The organism is Litorilituus sediminis, from assembly GCF_004295665.1.
GTDB lineage: Bacteria > Pseudomonadota > Gammaproteobacteria > Enterobacterales > Alteromonadaceae > Colwellia > Colwellia sediminis.
Genome location: NZ_CP034759.1, coordinates 3871465 through 3885305, shown reverse-complemented (window position 1 = coordinate 3885305; position 13841 = coordinate 3871465). Strand labels below are relative to the sequence as shown.

12 protein-coding genes are annotated in these 13841 nt (G+C 40.0%); 5 read left to right on the top strand and 7 right to left on the bottom strand.

Features of this window, described 5'->3' with window-relative positions:
• Window positions 1-90 precede the first annotated feature (90 nt).
• The 3 genes from EMK97_RS17195 to EMK97_RS17185 all read left to right on the top strand — a co-directional run bounded on the left by EMK97_RS17195 (window position 91) and on the right by EMK97_RS17185 (window position 3390).
• Entirely contained in the window at window positions 91-735 is a 645-nt protein-coding gene (locus EMK97_RS17195; protein ID WP_170176802.1) for a substrate-binding periplasmic protein, read from the top strand.
• Between the two features lie 145 nt (window positions 736-880).
• Complete coding sequence (locus EMK97_RS17190; RefSeq protein WP_130604015.1) at window positions 881-2353, top strand: glutamate-cysteine ligase family protein; 1473 nt, start codon at window positions 881-883, stop codon at window positions 2351-2353.
• Window positions 2344-3390, top strand: coding sequence for a M14 family metallopeptidase (locus EMK97_RS17185; protein ID WP_130604014.1), 1047 nt, complete (start codon window positions 2344-2346; stop codon window positions 3388-3390). The genes EMK97_RS17190 and EMK97_RS17185 overlap by 10 nt, the downstream gene beginning before the upstream one ends.
• Here EMK97_RS17185 and EMK97_RS17180 read toward each other — a convergent pair.
• The 5 genes from EMK97_RS17180 to EMK97_RS17160 form a co-directional block, all read right to left on the bottom strand.
• The gene (locus tag EMK97_RS17180; protein WP_130604013.1) at window positions 3387-4676 is read right to left on the bottom strand and encodes a sensor histidine kinase; all 1290 of its coding nucleotides are present in this window, start codon (window positions 4674-4676) and stop codon (window positions 3387-3389) included. The genes EMK97_RS17185 and EMK97_RS17180 overlap by 4 nt on opposite strands.
• A 22-nt stretch (window positions 4677-4698) precedes the next feature.
• Window positions 4699-5448 carry a response regulator gene (locus EMK97_RS17175; protein WP_130604012.1) on the bottom strand — a complete coding sequence of 250 codons (750 nt, stop codon included), beginning with the start codon at window positions 5446-5448 and terminating at the stop codon, window positions 4699-4701.
• Window positions 5449-5492: 44 nt separating this feature from the next.
• Complete coding sequence (locus EMK97_RS17170) at window positions 5493-5924, bottom strand: DUF3019 domain-containing protein (RefSeq protein WP_130604011.1); 432 nt, start codon at window positions 5922-5924, stop codon at window positions 5493-5495.
• 10 nt (window positions 5925-5934) lie between these two features.
• Window positions 5935-6987 (bottom strand): MipA/OmpV family protein, encoded by a 1053-nt coding sequence (locus EMK97_RS17165; protein ID WP_130604010.1) that lies wholly within the window; start codon window positions 6985-6987, stop codon window positions 5935-5937.
• Window positions 6988-7168: 181 nt separating this feature from the next.
• A complete protein-coding gene (locus EMK97_RS17160) occupies window positions 7169-10213 on the bottom strand; it encodes a ligand-binding sensor domain-containing diguanylate cyclase (RefSeq protein WP_130604009.1) in 3045 nt (1014 codons plus the stop codon).
• Window positions 10214-10768: 555 nt separating this feature from the next.
• On the opposite strand from EMK97_RS17160, the gene EMK97_RS17150 reads away from it, so the two are divergent.
• The gene (locus EMK97_RS17150) at window positions 10769-11605 is read left to right on the top strand and encodes a mechanosensitive ion channel family protein (RefSeq protein WP_130604008.1); all 837 of its coding nucleotides are present in this window, start codon (window positions 10769-10771) and stop codon (window positions 11603-11605) included.
• Window positions 11606-11655: 50 nt separating this feature from the next.
• On the opposite strand, the gene EMK97_RS17145 is transcribed toward EMK97_RS17150, so the two are convergent.
• The gene (locus EMK97_RS17145) at window positions 11656-12579 is read right to left on the bottom strand and encodes an ABC transporter substrate-binding protein (protein ID WP_130604007.1); all 924 of its coding nucleotides are present in this window, start codon (window positions 12577-12579) and stop codon (window positions 11656-11658) included.
• A 253-nt stretch (window positions 12580-12832) separates the two neighbouring features.
• Here EMK97_RS17145 and EMK97_RS17140 point away from each other — a divergent pair, with 253 nt between their 5' ends.
• Window positions 12833-13165 (top strand): GIY-YIG nuclease family protein, encoded by a 333-nt coding sequence (locus tag EMK97_RS17140; protein WP_130604006.1) that lies wholly within the window; start codon window positions 12833-12835, stop codon window positions 13163-13165.
• A gap of 11 nt (window positions 13166-13176) precedes the next feature.
• Here the strand turns inward: EMK97_RS17140 and EMK97_RS17135 are convergent, their stop codons facing one another.
• Window positions 13177-13806, bottom strand: a complete 630-nt coding sequence (locus tag EMK97_RS17135) for a DsbA family protein (RefSeq protein ID WP_130604005.1) — start codon at window positions 13804-13806, stop codon at window positions 13177-13179.
• Between the last annotated feature and the right edge of the window lie 35 nt (window positions 13807-13841).

The window sequence follows — 13841 nt, the reverse complement described above, 5'->3', positions numbered from 1 at the left end:
TTTGCCAAATTCACCACTTCCTGCCTAACCCTTGTATGTCTGCTATATACACACAGCATTTATGCCAAAGAGTTTTTAATCGCAGTAGGTTTGACTAAACCCCCTTATGTTATACAAGAAACCAATAAAGGCTTTGAATTAGAGTTAATTATCGCGATATGCAAAAGAATGCAAAAGCAATGTCGATTCGTACATACTGAATTTGGTCACTCCGTAAAAATGCTACAGGTTGAACAAATTGATGCGGTTATGACGGCAAGCAAGCAAGTATTTTCAGGTCAGGCACATTTATCAACCTCTTATATTACCTACCAAAATGTCGCGATTAGCCTTAAAGAGCGAAATCTAGATATTCAATCAATCGCCGACTTAGGTAAGCTCTCCATCGCTTCCTTTCAAAGTGCTCATAAAGTGCTAGGTAAGGAATTTGCTCAAGCGGCGCAAGACTCCCCTATGTATTTGCAGATAGCCATACAAAAACAACAGCCTTTGCTATTACTTAAAAAGCGAGTCGATGTGATTGTTATTGATATCAATATTTTTAAATATCTTATTAAAAGCATGGCATTAGGTGATATTGAAAGCCAATTTAACATCCACCCTGTTTTTCCTCCATCAAAATATCACGTGGCCTTTAAAGACGAGCAACTTAAAGATGCCTTTAATGCTGCATTCGAAATTTTCCAATACAGTAAGGAGTATCAAAAACTTAAAGTGAAATATGATTTTCATTAGTCAACAAAGATAAACGCGCCCTAGACTAATTTCACCAAATATCAAGTTAGTATTGCTTAATTAACCACCAAGTTGTTGACTATAGTCAATAACTTCTCTTGTGACCTTGTGACATGCTTGCAGTGAGCTGCAAAAGGAAGTCAACATGGGATCTAATATTGAGCAAACAGATTTTTCTCAACATGATTACGCCTGTTTTCAAGGTAAATTGTTTGAGCAATTAGAACAACTCAAAGACATCATAGCAACACCTAGCTTTGGTCAGCAGCCGTTAAAAATTGGTGCCGAATTAGAAATGTACCTAGTAGATGAACTCGGTAGCCCAACACTCAATAACATCGCCTTATTACAACAACTTAACGATGAGCAATTCCAGCCCGAGCTTAATCGATACAACATTGAGCTTAACTTATCACCTGTTGATATTGCTGGCTCGCCATTTAGCCAGATTCGACAAGAGATCTTAAGCAAAACCAAGTACCTTGAAGATACTGCCAGCAAGTTAAACACTAACATAGTGCCCATAGGTATTTTACCGACCCTGAAACAGCAACATTTAAATGTTGATAACATGACAGATATTGCCAGATATCACTGTCTATCCAAACACCTTTATCAACAACGCGGCGAAAACTTCAAAGTTAACATTAACGGTGACAAGCCACTATCGATCGACTTTACCGATATCTGTGCTGAAGGGGCTAATACTTCCTTTCAAGTGCACCTTATGACTAAGCCAGAGCAACTCACCCAGGTATTTAATGCCGCGCAACTAACCTTGCCTTTTGTTACCGCAGTGACAGGCAATTCAGGCATTTTTTTAGGGCATTCGTTGTGGGATGAAACCCGTATTGCCTTGTTTAAACAATCTTTAGATATTCGCTTACATGATCAACACCAATGGCAACAACCAACACGAGTCAACTTTGGTCACGGCTGGCTAAGACAAAGTATTTGGGAGTTTTTTGCCGAAGCCGTTGCACTACATCCGCCATTAATCCCTTATTGCAAGCAGCACAAACAAGATGACTTACCCTCATTGCAAGAGCTAAGCATGCACTTAGGTGCTATTTGGCCATGGCACAGGCCAGTGTACTCCTCTGAAGGCAATGGTCATATTCGTATCGAGTTTAGGGCTATTCCTGCCGGACCAACAAGCTTAGATATGCTGGCAAATGCCGCTTTTGCCATCGGCTTAGCTATGGGCTTGCAAGAGCAAGTAGATGAAATGATCGCCTATATCCCTTTTCGCTTTGCTGAATATAACTTCTATCGCGCTGCTCAGCATGGCCTTAACGCTAAAATCCTTTGGCCAAGTGACAACAAGTATCAACCTGTTGAAACTAACATAAAGCCAGTGATTGCATCACTTTTACCTGTAGCCAAGCAAGGGCTGCTAGCTTTGGGCGTATGCGAGGATGAAGCAGATAAATACCTTAATATTATTCACCAGCGCCTTGAGCAAAATATCACTGGCGCTATTTGGCAAAAAAATACCCTAAAACATTTCGAGCGCTCAATGAGCACAGCTAAGGCTTGCCAAAAGCTGGTATCAGAATATTTAACAAATAGTCGTAGCTGTCAACCCGTCGCCACTTGGGAAAGATTATGGAAATAAATTACCACGAGATATCTTACCTTAAAGATCCTAAGCCACTCACGCTTAAGGCAGATTATCAACAATTTCTCTTGTCATTAACCGGTGTTACTGTAATTGATATTACCGGCGTAGATACAAATAAATACCGCGTTATTACCACCTTACTTCATGGTAATGAGCCATCAGGCTTAATCGCGATTCACCGTTGGCTCACAAGCGAGCACGAGTTAAGCAAGCCTAGCACCAACTTACGCTTTATTATCTGCTCAGTTGAAGCGGCCAGCTTAGCGCCCATGTTTACGCACAGGTACTTGCCTGAAGGCGTCGATATTAATCGTTGTTTTGGTCAAGCAAATAAACAGGGCTACTATATACGCGCCCAGCTTATTGAAAAAGCCATTAGCGAGGTATCGCCAGAGCTAGTGGTAGATTTACACAACACCTCAGGCTCTGGCCCGGCATTTGGCGTAAGCACTCATATGGACTCCTTAGGATTATCACTTGCCGGATTATTCTGTGACACGGTAATTTTATCAGGCATTACCTTAGGGGCATTAATGGAGCAAAACTTTAACTGCCCCGTTTTAACGATAGAATGTGGCGGCGCCTTTGATGAGCAAGCTCACCAAGTAGCCTATCAAGGTATATCTTCATTGGCTAATAAGGCATGTATTCTCAATAGTCGTCATCATGCCCCTGTTGAAATTGTTTACAGCCCAATGCGATTGACACTAAATCATGGCGTGGAGTTATCTTTTGCTCAACACGATGAAGGCAACCAAGGGGTGACCTTAATCGAAAATATAGAGCAGTTCAATTTTGGTAGTATTCATAAAGGGCAAATTTTTGCATGGTTAGACAATCAAGGTTTGGCTAACTTAACACTAAAAAATGATGCCGGTGAAAATGTCATAAATGAGTACTTTTATTTAAGCGGTAATCGACTACTTTGTGCAAAACACTTTCGCATATTTATGGCAACCACCAATGTAGACATAGCGAAAACTGATTGCTTATTCTACATAGTAGATTTACCAAACAGCGACCCTCATTAACGAACCCTAGGTAGTAACACAGTAAATTGAGCACCCTGTAGTTGTTTTGATTCGCTTATCTCTAAACGACCTTGGTGCCATTGTATAACACGATTAACTATGGCTAAGCCCATACCGTAGCCCTTAATTTTTTGCTCGCTATCCTTACCACGAATAAAGGGTTTAATTATCTTTTCCCGCTGCTCTGGTGCAATGCCTGGGCCATCATCTTCGACACTAAGCTGCACATAATCATCCGCCTCAGATAGTGTTACTCGGATATTTCCCTGACAATACTGATATGCGTTTTGCAATAAATTACTCACTAACACCATCAAGTAGGATAAATCACCATAAACTTGCGCAATGTTTTTCGGGTGAATAAATTGTAAATCAACATCATCTTGGCTTTTGTTATCAATGCAATTTTTAACTAACGCCGGCAACTCTACAGGTGCTTTATTAAGCGTGATCAAGGTTTGATCTAATCTTGCGTAGCTTAGTAGCATTTCGACTAGCTCAACCATTTCATCGACATTATCGCTTATGCGCTGTTCAAAGCGCTTTCTCAGTACGGGATCATCTTCTTCTTGAATTGTGTCGATACCAAAACGAATTCTGGCTAACGGCGTACGTAAATCATGAGAAACCGCGCTGCTAAGTAGCTTGATATCATTAACCAAATCATCGATGCGCTGCGCCATTCGGTTAAACTCTAATTCAATATCTCGTATGTAAGAAATAGAGCCAACCGTTATGCGCTCATCAAGCTTGCCCTCACCAAATGCTTTTGCCGACTGCCTTAGCGCCATTAACCGACAAATAAGTGGATACAACCAAACTAACACCAAGAGTAATACCGCGATATAAAACAAGCTGGTAAAAATTATCGGCAACAAGACATTGTTATCATTACTGACGATTTGCGGCCTAGCGACTCGTAATATCTCATTCGAGTTAGCTAGGTAAAAATGCAATGCGATGCTTTCATCCGTTTCGAGCAATAACGCCTTACCCGATTTAACCTCAGTTAATAACGCCTGCGGCATAGGGAACTGATCAATTGGCGCTAATGTTAAGGTAAATTGCCCTTGTTGCGGCCAATGGTCAATAAGTTGTTGTCTATCCTCAACCTTTGCCAATGCTTTGGCTAACTGACTACCAAATTGCTCGATAACACTAATGCTGTCATGGTTTTCACTTGGTGTATCTTGCTGAAAATGACTGTAAATTACATCAAACATCCAGCCTAAACCTATGGTGGCAACAAGCACCACCACAACAAGAGATAAAGTTAAATTACGCATGCATGGCTCTCACAACTACGCTTTACCAAACGTCATTGGCAAATAAATAGCCTTTGCCCCAAATGGTTTTAATACGAAATGGCTCCGATGAGTCATCGTTCAACTTCTTACGCAATCTTGATATACGTAAATCAATTGAGCGGTCAAAGCCGTCATAATCAAAACCGCGAAAGTGAGCAACCAACTCTTTGCGTGATACCACCTGCCCAGCTTTTTTAGCCAAAAACACCAGCACATCAAATTCATTTGACGATAATTTTACTTGCTGACCATCTAAAGTGACGGTACGAGTTTGCTCGCTTATAACCAAGCCACTAAATTGCAATATGCCCTGTGCTTGTTCTTCCTGACCATCAGCACTAGTTGACTCAGTATCAGTGGCTTGTTGTTTGAACTTATCATGTAAACGCAGTTGTCCTCGAATACGTGCTAGCAATACGCGAGCACGCACAGGTTTAGTAATGTAATCATCTGCGCCCATTTCAAGGCCTAAAACTTCATCAATTTCTTCATCTCGGGCGGTGATCATAATAATAGGCTGAGTAAACTTATCTCGTACGGCTTTACAAACATCCATACCGTCCATGCCAGGCAGCATGCCGTCTAATAGTACAATATCAGGCTGAAGCGATAAAATTTGCTCTACCGCTTCATCACCACGATAACAGGTGGTAACCTTAAATTCACGCGCTATAAGGTAATCTGCCATCCAATCAGCTAGCGCGATATCATCTTCAACAAGTAATATATGAGCGCCAGTTTGCCCTGTCATGCACTATTCCTCTATCTCTATTATTTTTGCTTAATGGCTAATTGTTAAAATAAGCGCCACGATTTACGCGCTTGACCTTTCTTTTTATGCACCCAAGCCATTTTCACTACCGCGGTGGCTAATGTTTGTTGCTTATCTTGTCGTCTTAAAGCAAAGTCTAAATTCACTTTACTGGTAAAGGCTTGTTGAAATTCACCGCGCTTACTATTTTGCCAACAGCTGATTGCAGGCTCCTTACCAACAATATGTAGGCAATAATCCCCTGGCGTTTGCACCTGCCAAGTCAAGACAACAGAAACATAACAAGATTGCCCTTGCTTCATCGCCACACATTGATCAGGTTGCACTTGCATACTCGCCTGTATATCTGTGGCATTAGCGATAAAACTAATCAGCCACAATAAAACCATCAAGCTAATTGTTTTAATTTGAGTTAAGCCACGCTGTAACTTTGCTGTCACTTTTAAAGAGTTCATCAGGCACTCCTTAAAAGATAAAGGTTAATAGCAAGCCAGCACGATAACCGTCTTCAACGTTATCTTGGCGTTGACTAATAGCGCGTTCAGACAAAGCATTGTAACCAACATAGCCCCCAAAAACCCAATCGGTGGTCAGTGGGTACTCTACCCCAAGCTCTGCTGAGTAACTAATGCCGTCTTTGCTAGATAAGTCATCATCAAGATAGGTTTCTTGACCAAACGGTGTTACCTCTTTTGAGCGGTACTGTATACCTAAATTGGTGTAGTAATTCCAATTTCTAAACTGCCAGCTATGACTATAAGAAATCGACGCTTCAATACCATCACTGCCAATATCATTTCGACTCACAGGGGAATAAATTGCTTGTAACTGACTGTTTTCAAAAAAGCCCGTCATGCGCAAACCGGCACGCTCATCTTTATTTCTTGATTGAATCCCTTCTAAACCTTCAATGCCTCGGGTCGAATATTGATAAAATAAATCAAAAGACCAATCTTCACTGTTATAAAAATTTAACCCCCAAGATGGCAGAGAATACATACCGTGAATTCTACGAGTACTAATACCTGACGACTCCATAAATAAGCCAAGTATTTGTACCCGATAACTCATGGCAACATCAAAATCAGCATCGGTATCTTCATGCTCAGGCACAGCATAATCATCACCAACACTGCTAATAGCGCTAACATCTACATAGAAGCCATCGCGCTTATTACGAAATCGATACGAATGAGAGTGTTCTTCTTCATCATTATCGGCACACACTTTTTCGCAGTCTGATTTAGCGGTTTTAACATCGGCTTGCTTGTCTTTATCGGTGCCTTTTTCAGTACCTTTTTCAATATCTTTTAATTCATCTGGCGAGCGAACGGCTTCAACTGGCTTGTTTTCTTGCTCTGCTATTTTTGCTTCTTGCTCTGCTGGTTTCGCTTCTTGCTCTGCTGCTTTTACTTCATTGCTAGCGGCTTTTTCTTGATGTGCAGCTACTGAAAAAGAAGCCAATACGCAACTACTTGCCAGCACACTTACAATGGTTGTTTTAGTTATATTTTTCATAGTATCCCTGTGAACGTCTGTGTTTGTTAACACTAATATTACTCAAGGGTTGGAGAAATAGACGTATCACACATTAAGCAGATGTATCAACTTGTATCATGTTCCATGACAAATGTTACAACATTTGACATTTCTCTGTACAAAATGAATTGTTTACGATTGTTGCAGGAACTATAACGCCCTAGTTTAACGTAATAGCATTAGCTCTCGAGGTACGGTTTCGCCCTTCTGCTTTACCAATATAAAGTGCTTTATCGGCACTTAATATTACAGAATCAACCGAGGTATTATCCGTAGGTGTTAAGGTGACAACACCAAGCGTCATAGTGATAAAGGCACTGGTTGCTGATTTTTCATGAGGGACTTTCATCGCTTCTACAGCCAAGCGCAGCTGCTCGGCCAGATAATTAGATTGTTCCTCATTGGTATTAGGTAGAATAATGGCAAACTCCTCACCACCGTAGCGACAGCACGAGTCGGTTATTCTGCCAACACATTGACGTAAACATTGAGCCACTTGCTTTAAGCAATTATCACCGGCTAAATGACCATAATGATCGTTATACAACTTAAAATGGTCAATATCACAGAGTATTAACGATAAATCTTGTTGCTCGCGGCTATGGCGTTTTAGTTCTTCAAATAAATGTTGATCGAAATAGCGACGATTATATAAACCGGTTAAGCCATCTTGAAAGGTAAGCAACTCCAGTTGTTTATTCGCTATCAGCAAGTCTTGTGCTTGTGCATTAAGGGAAGAAGTCTTTTCCGCAACTTGCTCTTCTAGTGCTTGCACAAATTGCTTTTGCCGCATGATTTCATTCTCTTGGCTACGGGTTCGATAAACAATAATGGCAGAGATAATTATGAGCGCAAACAGTGCGTATAAACAATAAGCCCACCATGTTTGCCAAGGTGGGGGAGCAACATAAAGTCGAATACTTAACTGTTTATCGAGCCACTTACCATGGCTATCAGTGGCTTTCACTAATAAGGTATAATAGCCGCCATCAAGGTTAGTAAATGCCGCGACATTACGGTTACCTATTTCAATCCAGTTTTCATCATAACCTTGCAACTTATAGGCGTACTGGTTTTTACTCGGCGAGCTAAAGTCTAATACTGAGAATTCAAACGAGATAAAGTAGTCTAAGTAGGATAGCGCTATTTCATCAACATAAGCAAAAGGCTTATCTAAACTCACCTCTTGTCCCATTTTACTAAAACCAGTCAAAACAATATTAAATTGGCGATTGTTATCATCTAAGATTTCAGCTGAAAAATACTCAATACCACGCTGGCTATTGGTAAAGAGTATATTATTGGCGCCTTTAATTAGGCTATTAGCATAGTAATTAATGCCAAGTAAGCCGTCGTAACCATCATAATTAACGAGATAATTCGACTTAAGGTTTAACATGGAAATGCCCTTATTGGTGGTTAACCATAAGTTGCCCATGTCATCATCTTCAATGGCGCGAATGAGTGACGTAGGTAAACCATCCTGACGACCAAAATGGCTAAAGGTCTGGCTATGCTCATCAAATAAATTTAGACCTTTTTGCGTTGCCACCCAAATTTTACCATCGCGAGATTGATGTATGTCTTGAACAATTTTTCCCACTAAACTGCCAGAATGAGTGCTATTTTGCTTAAATTGAGTAAATGATTGACTACCCTCTCGCCACAAACTCACGCCGTCTCCCGTTCCGACCCAAATATTGTTTTCTCTATCCTTGTATATTTCCAGTACTTCGGGGTGAGTTAAACCGGCAGTATGACCTAAATGACTAAATGTTTTCTTGCTGACATCATAAATATAAATACCGCTTTTATAGGTACCAACCCAAATATTGCCATATTGATCAGAGTTTAATGCCCTTAACTCACGAAATTCTTTATGCAATGGTTCAGATTTAGGGTAGCGTAATAAGCTCACTGTGTTGCTTTGTAAGTCAACGCTCGCCAAGCCGTCATCTTGTGCGACCCATAAGGTGTTTTTATCCGCTAAGTGTAAAACAGGCCTCTCGAGTAATCTGTTTTCACTAAACCCTTGCGCTTTAGTAAATATTTGCTCAGTAAGTTGTAGCAAGCGTTGTGATTTTACTGACCATTTGTACAACACAGATGACGCAGAAACGATAAGCAAATCACCTTGTTCATCTACTGTAATACCATTAGGCGCGAGTAGTAAGTCACTGCGAATATTTTTAAACTTACGCTGTGGCGTAATTTTATAAATACCGTGCACTTCACTTGTAACCCAGATAATGCCTGATCTATCTTCAAAGACAATTCTCAAACCATTATTATGAGGTAGCTGTAGCTGATGAAGCTGTTGATTTTGCCCTAAACGAAACAAGCCTTTGCTTGAAACGATCCATATACTACCTTCTTGATCTTCAATAATTGAATTGACCTGTCCTAATGGCTTTTGCTCCGCAGTCGTAATTGGCAAGAAGTGCTCAGATTTAACATCAAACTGAAAAAGACCTACCTGAGTGCCGACATACAATAAACCAGCATCAGTTTTTAATAGATTGCGAATTTCATTCGCTCCTGTAGGTGTTGTATTTTGTGGCTCAGGTAAAAAATTAATAAACTTTTCAGTCTCTTTATCAAATAAGTTAAGACCATAACTGGTTGCTACCCAAAGAGAATTGCTATTATTTTCTTCAATATCCCATACTCGGTTATGTGAAATAGTTGCCGGGTTATGCTGAGTATAAAGGTAGCGCTTAAAGGTGTTATCACCTAAGTATTTATTGAGACCATGGGCATAAGAGCCCATCCAGATAGTACCCTTATCATCAAATAATGATTGAATGCGATTGGAAGAAATAGAATTATGACGCTGCTCGTCATGTTCAAAGTGATTAAATAACCCTGTTCTGATTTCAAGGTGGCTAGCTCCACCTCCCCATGTGCCTATCCAGATATCGCCATTATCTGCCAATAATAAGTTACCAGCATCATTATGGGATATACCGTTCGCTTGGTTATCATCATATTCATAGTTAACCACCTTACGACCGTCATACTTTAAAATACCATTTTCACCCGTACCAAACCAAAGTAAGCCCTTGTTATCTTGAATGATGGAATAAATTTCAGAGGAAGTAAAACCATCTTCTGCGGTTAACAGCTCAATTGAATACTCATTATTTAAGTGTTTTACAGCCGTTTGTGCAAACGCGCCACAACAGATAAATAAAAGTACAACCATGTAGAGAAAACGACTAAAAACAAGCAATTTCAGTTCTCATATCAAAGCAAAAAGTATCTAAACAATCAGAGGCTAACTTAACGATTGTAGTTTATTTATCATACACTGTCTATGCAGCTTGCTGTAATTTAACCAATTGTTCAACATTAAAAAAACACAAAATTAATGAAACGACTAGGGCGTATTGAACTTTCGAAATTATTTTTGCAGCGATTTGTTGGGCTTTAATACAAGGCAGAGACTTTGCCATGTAGTTATTCAGGATAATATGCTCCTGCATAATCTAATAAGCTACATCCAGATAGCGTTACTTAAATAATCGATAACGCAGTAAAAATGACCAACAAATGCTGTCCGAAGGATTCGGCTAAAAGCATTTTACTCTTTGTTGAACAGTATTTGCTTAGAATGACTAGGCAGCATACTATTCGCCTCGATTAAAACGCTTTTATCTCGAACAAAATTTAACCGCGAAAAATCAACACGCCCTATTGTTTTTAACCTAGGTGTCGATAAAATAAGTTAACTTATAATCAATGCCTAAAAGGATATTTCATGAGCACAATCGACGAATCTGTCACACAAATAGAATCATTAACATTAAAGGCTTACGAGTTAGGCCTTGAATATGCACCTAAGCTTGCCTTAGCGATTATTACCCTACTTATAGGGCTTTGGATAATCAGTGGCATCATAAAACTGACTAAAGTATCCATGAATAAATCTAAGGTAGACCCTACCTTGATCCCCTTTATGGCAAGTCTGGTTTCTTGGACTTTAAAAGTTCTCCTGTTTATCTCAGTCGCCTCTATGATAGGTGTTGCTACCACCTCATTTATTGCCGTACTCGGTGCAGCTGGTTTAGCAATCGGTTTAGCATTACAAGGCAGCTTAGCTAATTTTGCCGGCGGCGTTTTGGTGATGATATTTAAGCCATATAAAGTGGGTGACTTAATAGAAACACAAGGCCACTTAGGGGTAGTAAAAGAAGTACAAATATTTAATACCATTTTATTATCACCACAATCTAAACGCATCATCATTCCAAATGGCGCGACCTCAAACGGCTCTGTAATAAACTATACCGTTGAAGGCAAAATTCGCGTCGATTTATCGGTCGGTGTTTCTTATGATTCAGACTTAGATAAAACCAAATCTGTATTGATGGCAGTATTAGAGAGCCACGATAAAGTGATGAAAGATCCTGCGCCTTTTGTTGGTGTTTCGGAAATGGCAGATAGCTCAGTAAACTTTGCTGTCAGACCACATTGTTTGCCTGAACATTACTGGGATGTTTATTTCGATATCAACGAAGCAATGAAAAAAGCACTGGACGAGAATGCGATTACAATTCCATTCCCGCAACGCGATGTTCATTTAATTCAATCTTAACAAAGCTTGAAAGTGCATTAGCAGCGTCGAATTCCTTTGCTGCTAATGCCTTACGAGGAACAGGTAAAGTTCAACCAAGCACTTTGATGGGCAAATTTATCTAACCAGCTATTCATGGCTTCTTGCTCTGTCTGTTTCTCAACACCATACAAAGCTGAGGCCTCAGCAATCATTTCATGAGTAAAATCTACGTATTGCATCAACTGATAAATACACGGCCATTTATCTTTTAACCCAGGCCAAACCGCTTTCTTAATCAAGGTCTTCTTAGGATTACCACAATCATGAATCATGGTTTTATTAACTCCCCAAGTAGGATCATCAAGACAGGCATGTTCAAATGCCGGAAACTCAATAAAGCGGCCATCAAGGCGAACATCAAGCCAGCTTGGCGTCCAGTTAAGTAAGACAATGGCCTCTTGATTATCTATCGCTTGCCTTAGACGTTGCCATAACTCATCAGCACTTGCTAAACGTGTAATAGTAAAGTTAAGTTTTAACGCCCGAATCAGTTCTGCATCGCGGTAATTCCATGGCCCCGTATAAAAAACACCTTTGCCACCTTGACCAAATAGCGCAGCGCAATCTTTTAACGCCAGCCAATGAGGTAAACCAGGACACATGGCTTGCACATATTCTGGATACCACCAATCTTCCCGCCCTATTGCGCTATAAGCGCCCATATCTTCAACTAAACCGCGTTTAACTGCTTGACTAAAATCATCATCTTTTTGGCTTTGCCAAACTGAAACCTGAATATGAATAACCCCAGTTCTCAAAGCGCCGATTTGTAAATCAGCTTTTATTGGCAAATAGTCAACAGCAAAACCTAATTGCTCTATTTTATTTCCAACAAGTTTAGTCAGTAGTTGTTGACTAGCCCAATGATTTAACGGCAATACAATTTTGTCTGCCGAACTAGCAGGCATTACGCTAAAAACCAAAGTTAACAAAGCAATCGCTAATATACGCACCTAAGATACTCTTAAAGCCAATAGCCTATTGCTTAGTATAGTGGCTTTTTTCTTTATCAGAGCCAGTGAAACAATAATAAATTCATGCAATTTTTGCCTAATGATTCAACATCTAACATTAACTACGGGTTTAACGTATATACTTTATTAGCAAAATTACTTTATACTTAAAAAGCTGAATAGTTAGTTGATAGCGATTAAGTTAAACAACAATTAACCAGCTTTACTTAATATTAACAAGGCGTTAGGTTTTATGAGTATTTCTAAACAAACGGACAGTTGTGCGAACATTTCTGTGGGAAATGTCTATGTGATGACACATTCTCTCTTTTCTGATGTGGTTAAAATTGGCTGCACGCCTAATGATCCAATAGAGCACGCGAAAAAATTATCCGCGAAAACACCTGGTGATTACTCAGTTGCCTACAGTTTACAATGCGACAACCCATGCAAAGTAAAGCGACAAATTCGCGAATATTTAAATGCTCAAGAATACGTCAATGAGTTTTATCAAGTTGCCCCTGAAGTGGCAGCTAAGTTATTAAAGCGTGAAACCTTAAAAATACCTGGCTTAGTCGCCTGTTAATTTAAATTAGCTTACAGGTTTAACAGAGCACTTATCTCTTGTAAGCTTTGCCTCGCATCTAAGTAATTGACCGCTATATTGCTATAACGGTCTTGATGAGCCAAGACTAAAGATGGAAAGCCTTGCTGAGTTAACTTTCGTGCTAATGCAATTTGCGCAACTAACTCGCCCTCTACCTCATCAGAGCTAATATCCTTTTTAAACAGGTCAATATCAAACCCAGTATGCTGCACAGTTAGAGTTTCAGCCATTAGACAAAGTGCACTAATATCTGATGGGTTTTGTGCCTGTAAATAATAACCTCGCTGAATGGCATCAATCATTGGTAATTCCATCCCTTGCTTTTTGGCGGCTATTACGGCTCGACAAGCATTATAAGTAGAACGCCGTGGCGTGTTATTAAGCCAAAAATCAAAGTTAAATTCAGTGCCTAACTTGTCTCTGATGGTACGCCAATGCGCTTGAATCATTTGCTGCTGTGCTAATGGCATAGGCTGGTCGTTGTCAGGAGCCAAGCCACCGACAACATAGTGTACCTGCACAGATTCAGGTAAAAGCATTTGTAACTCATCCCATACCGGGCGATAACCCCAGCACCAGCTGCACATGGGGTCATGAATATAATAAAGTCTGCTTGGCATTGAACACTACCTAAAAATTTTTTCGCAGCATAGCA

Coding starts and splice junctions, on each gene's coding strand:
- EMK97_RS17175 (WP_130604012.1), bottom strand. CDS start 5,448: ATGACAGGGCAAACTGGCGCTCATATATTACTTGTTGAAGATGATATC.
- EMK97_RS17140 (WP_130604006.1), top strand. CDS start 12,833: ATGAGTATTTCTAAACAAACGGACAGTTGTGCGAACATTTCTGTGGGA.
- EMK97_RS17165 (WP_130604010.1), bottom strand. CDS start 6,987: ATGAAAAATATAACTAAAACAACCATTGTAAGTGTGCTGGCAAGTAGT.
- EMK97_RS17190 (WP_130604015.1), top strand. CDS start 881: ATGGGATCTAATATTGAGCAAACAGATTTTTCTCAACATGATTACGCC.
- EMK97_RS17150 (WP_130604008.1), top strand. CDS start 10,769: ATGAGCACAATCGACGAATCTGTCACACAAATAGAATCATTAACATTA.
- EMK97_RS17135 (WP_130604005.1), bottom strand. CDS start 13,806: ATGCCAAGCAGACTTTATTATATTCATGACCCCATGTGCAGCTGGTGC.
- EMK97_RS17185 (WP_130604014.1), top strand. CDS start 2,344: ATGGAAATAAATTACCACGAGATATCTTACCTTAAAGATCCTAAGCCA.
- EMK97_RS17160 (WP_130604009.1), bottom strand. CDS start 10,213: ATGGTTGTACTTTTATTTATCTGTTGTGGCGCGTTTGCACAAACGGCT.
- EMK97_RS17170 (WP_130604011.1), bottom strand. CDS start 5,924: ATGAACTCTTTAAAAGTGACAGCAAAGTTACAGCGTGGCTTAACTCAA.
- EMK97_RS17180 (WP_130604013.1), bottom strand. CDS start 4,676: ATGCGTAATTTAACTTTATCTCTTGTTGTGGTGGTGCTTGTTGCCACC.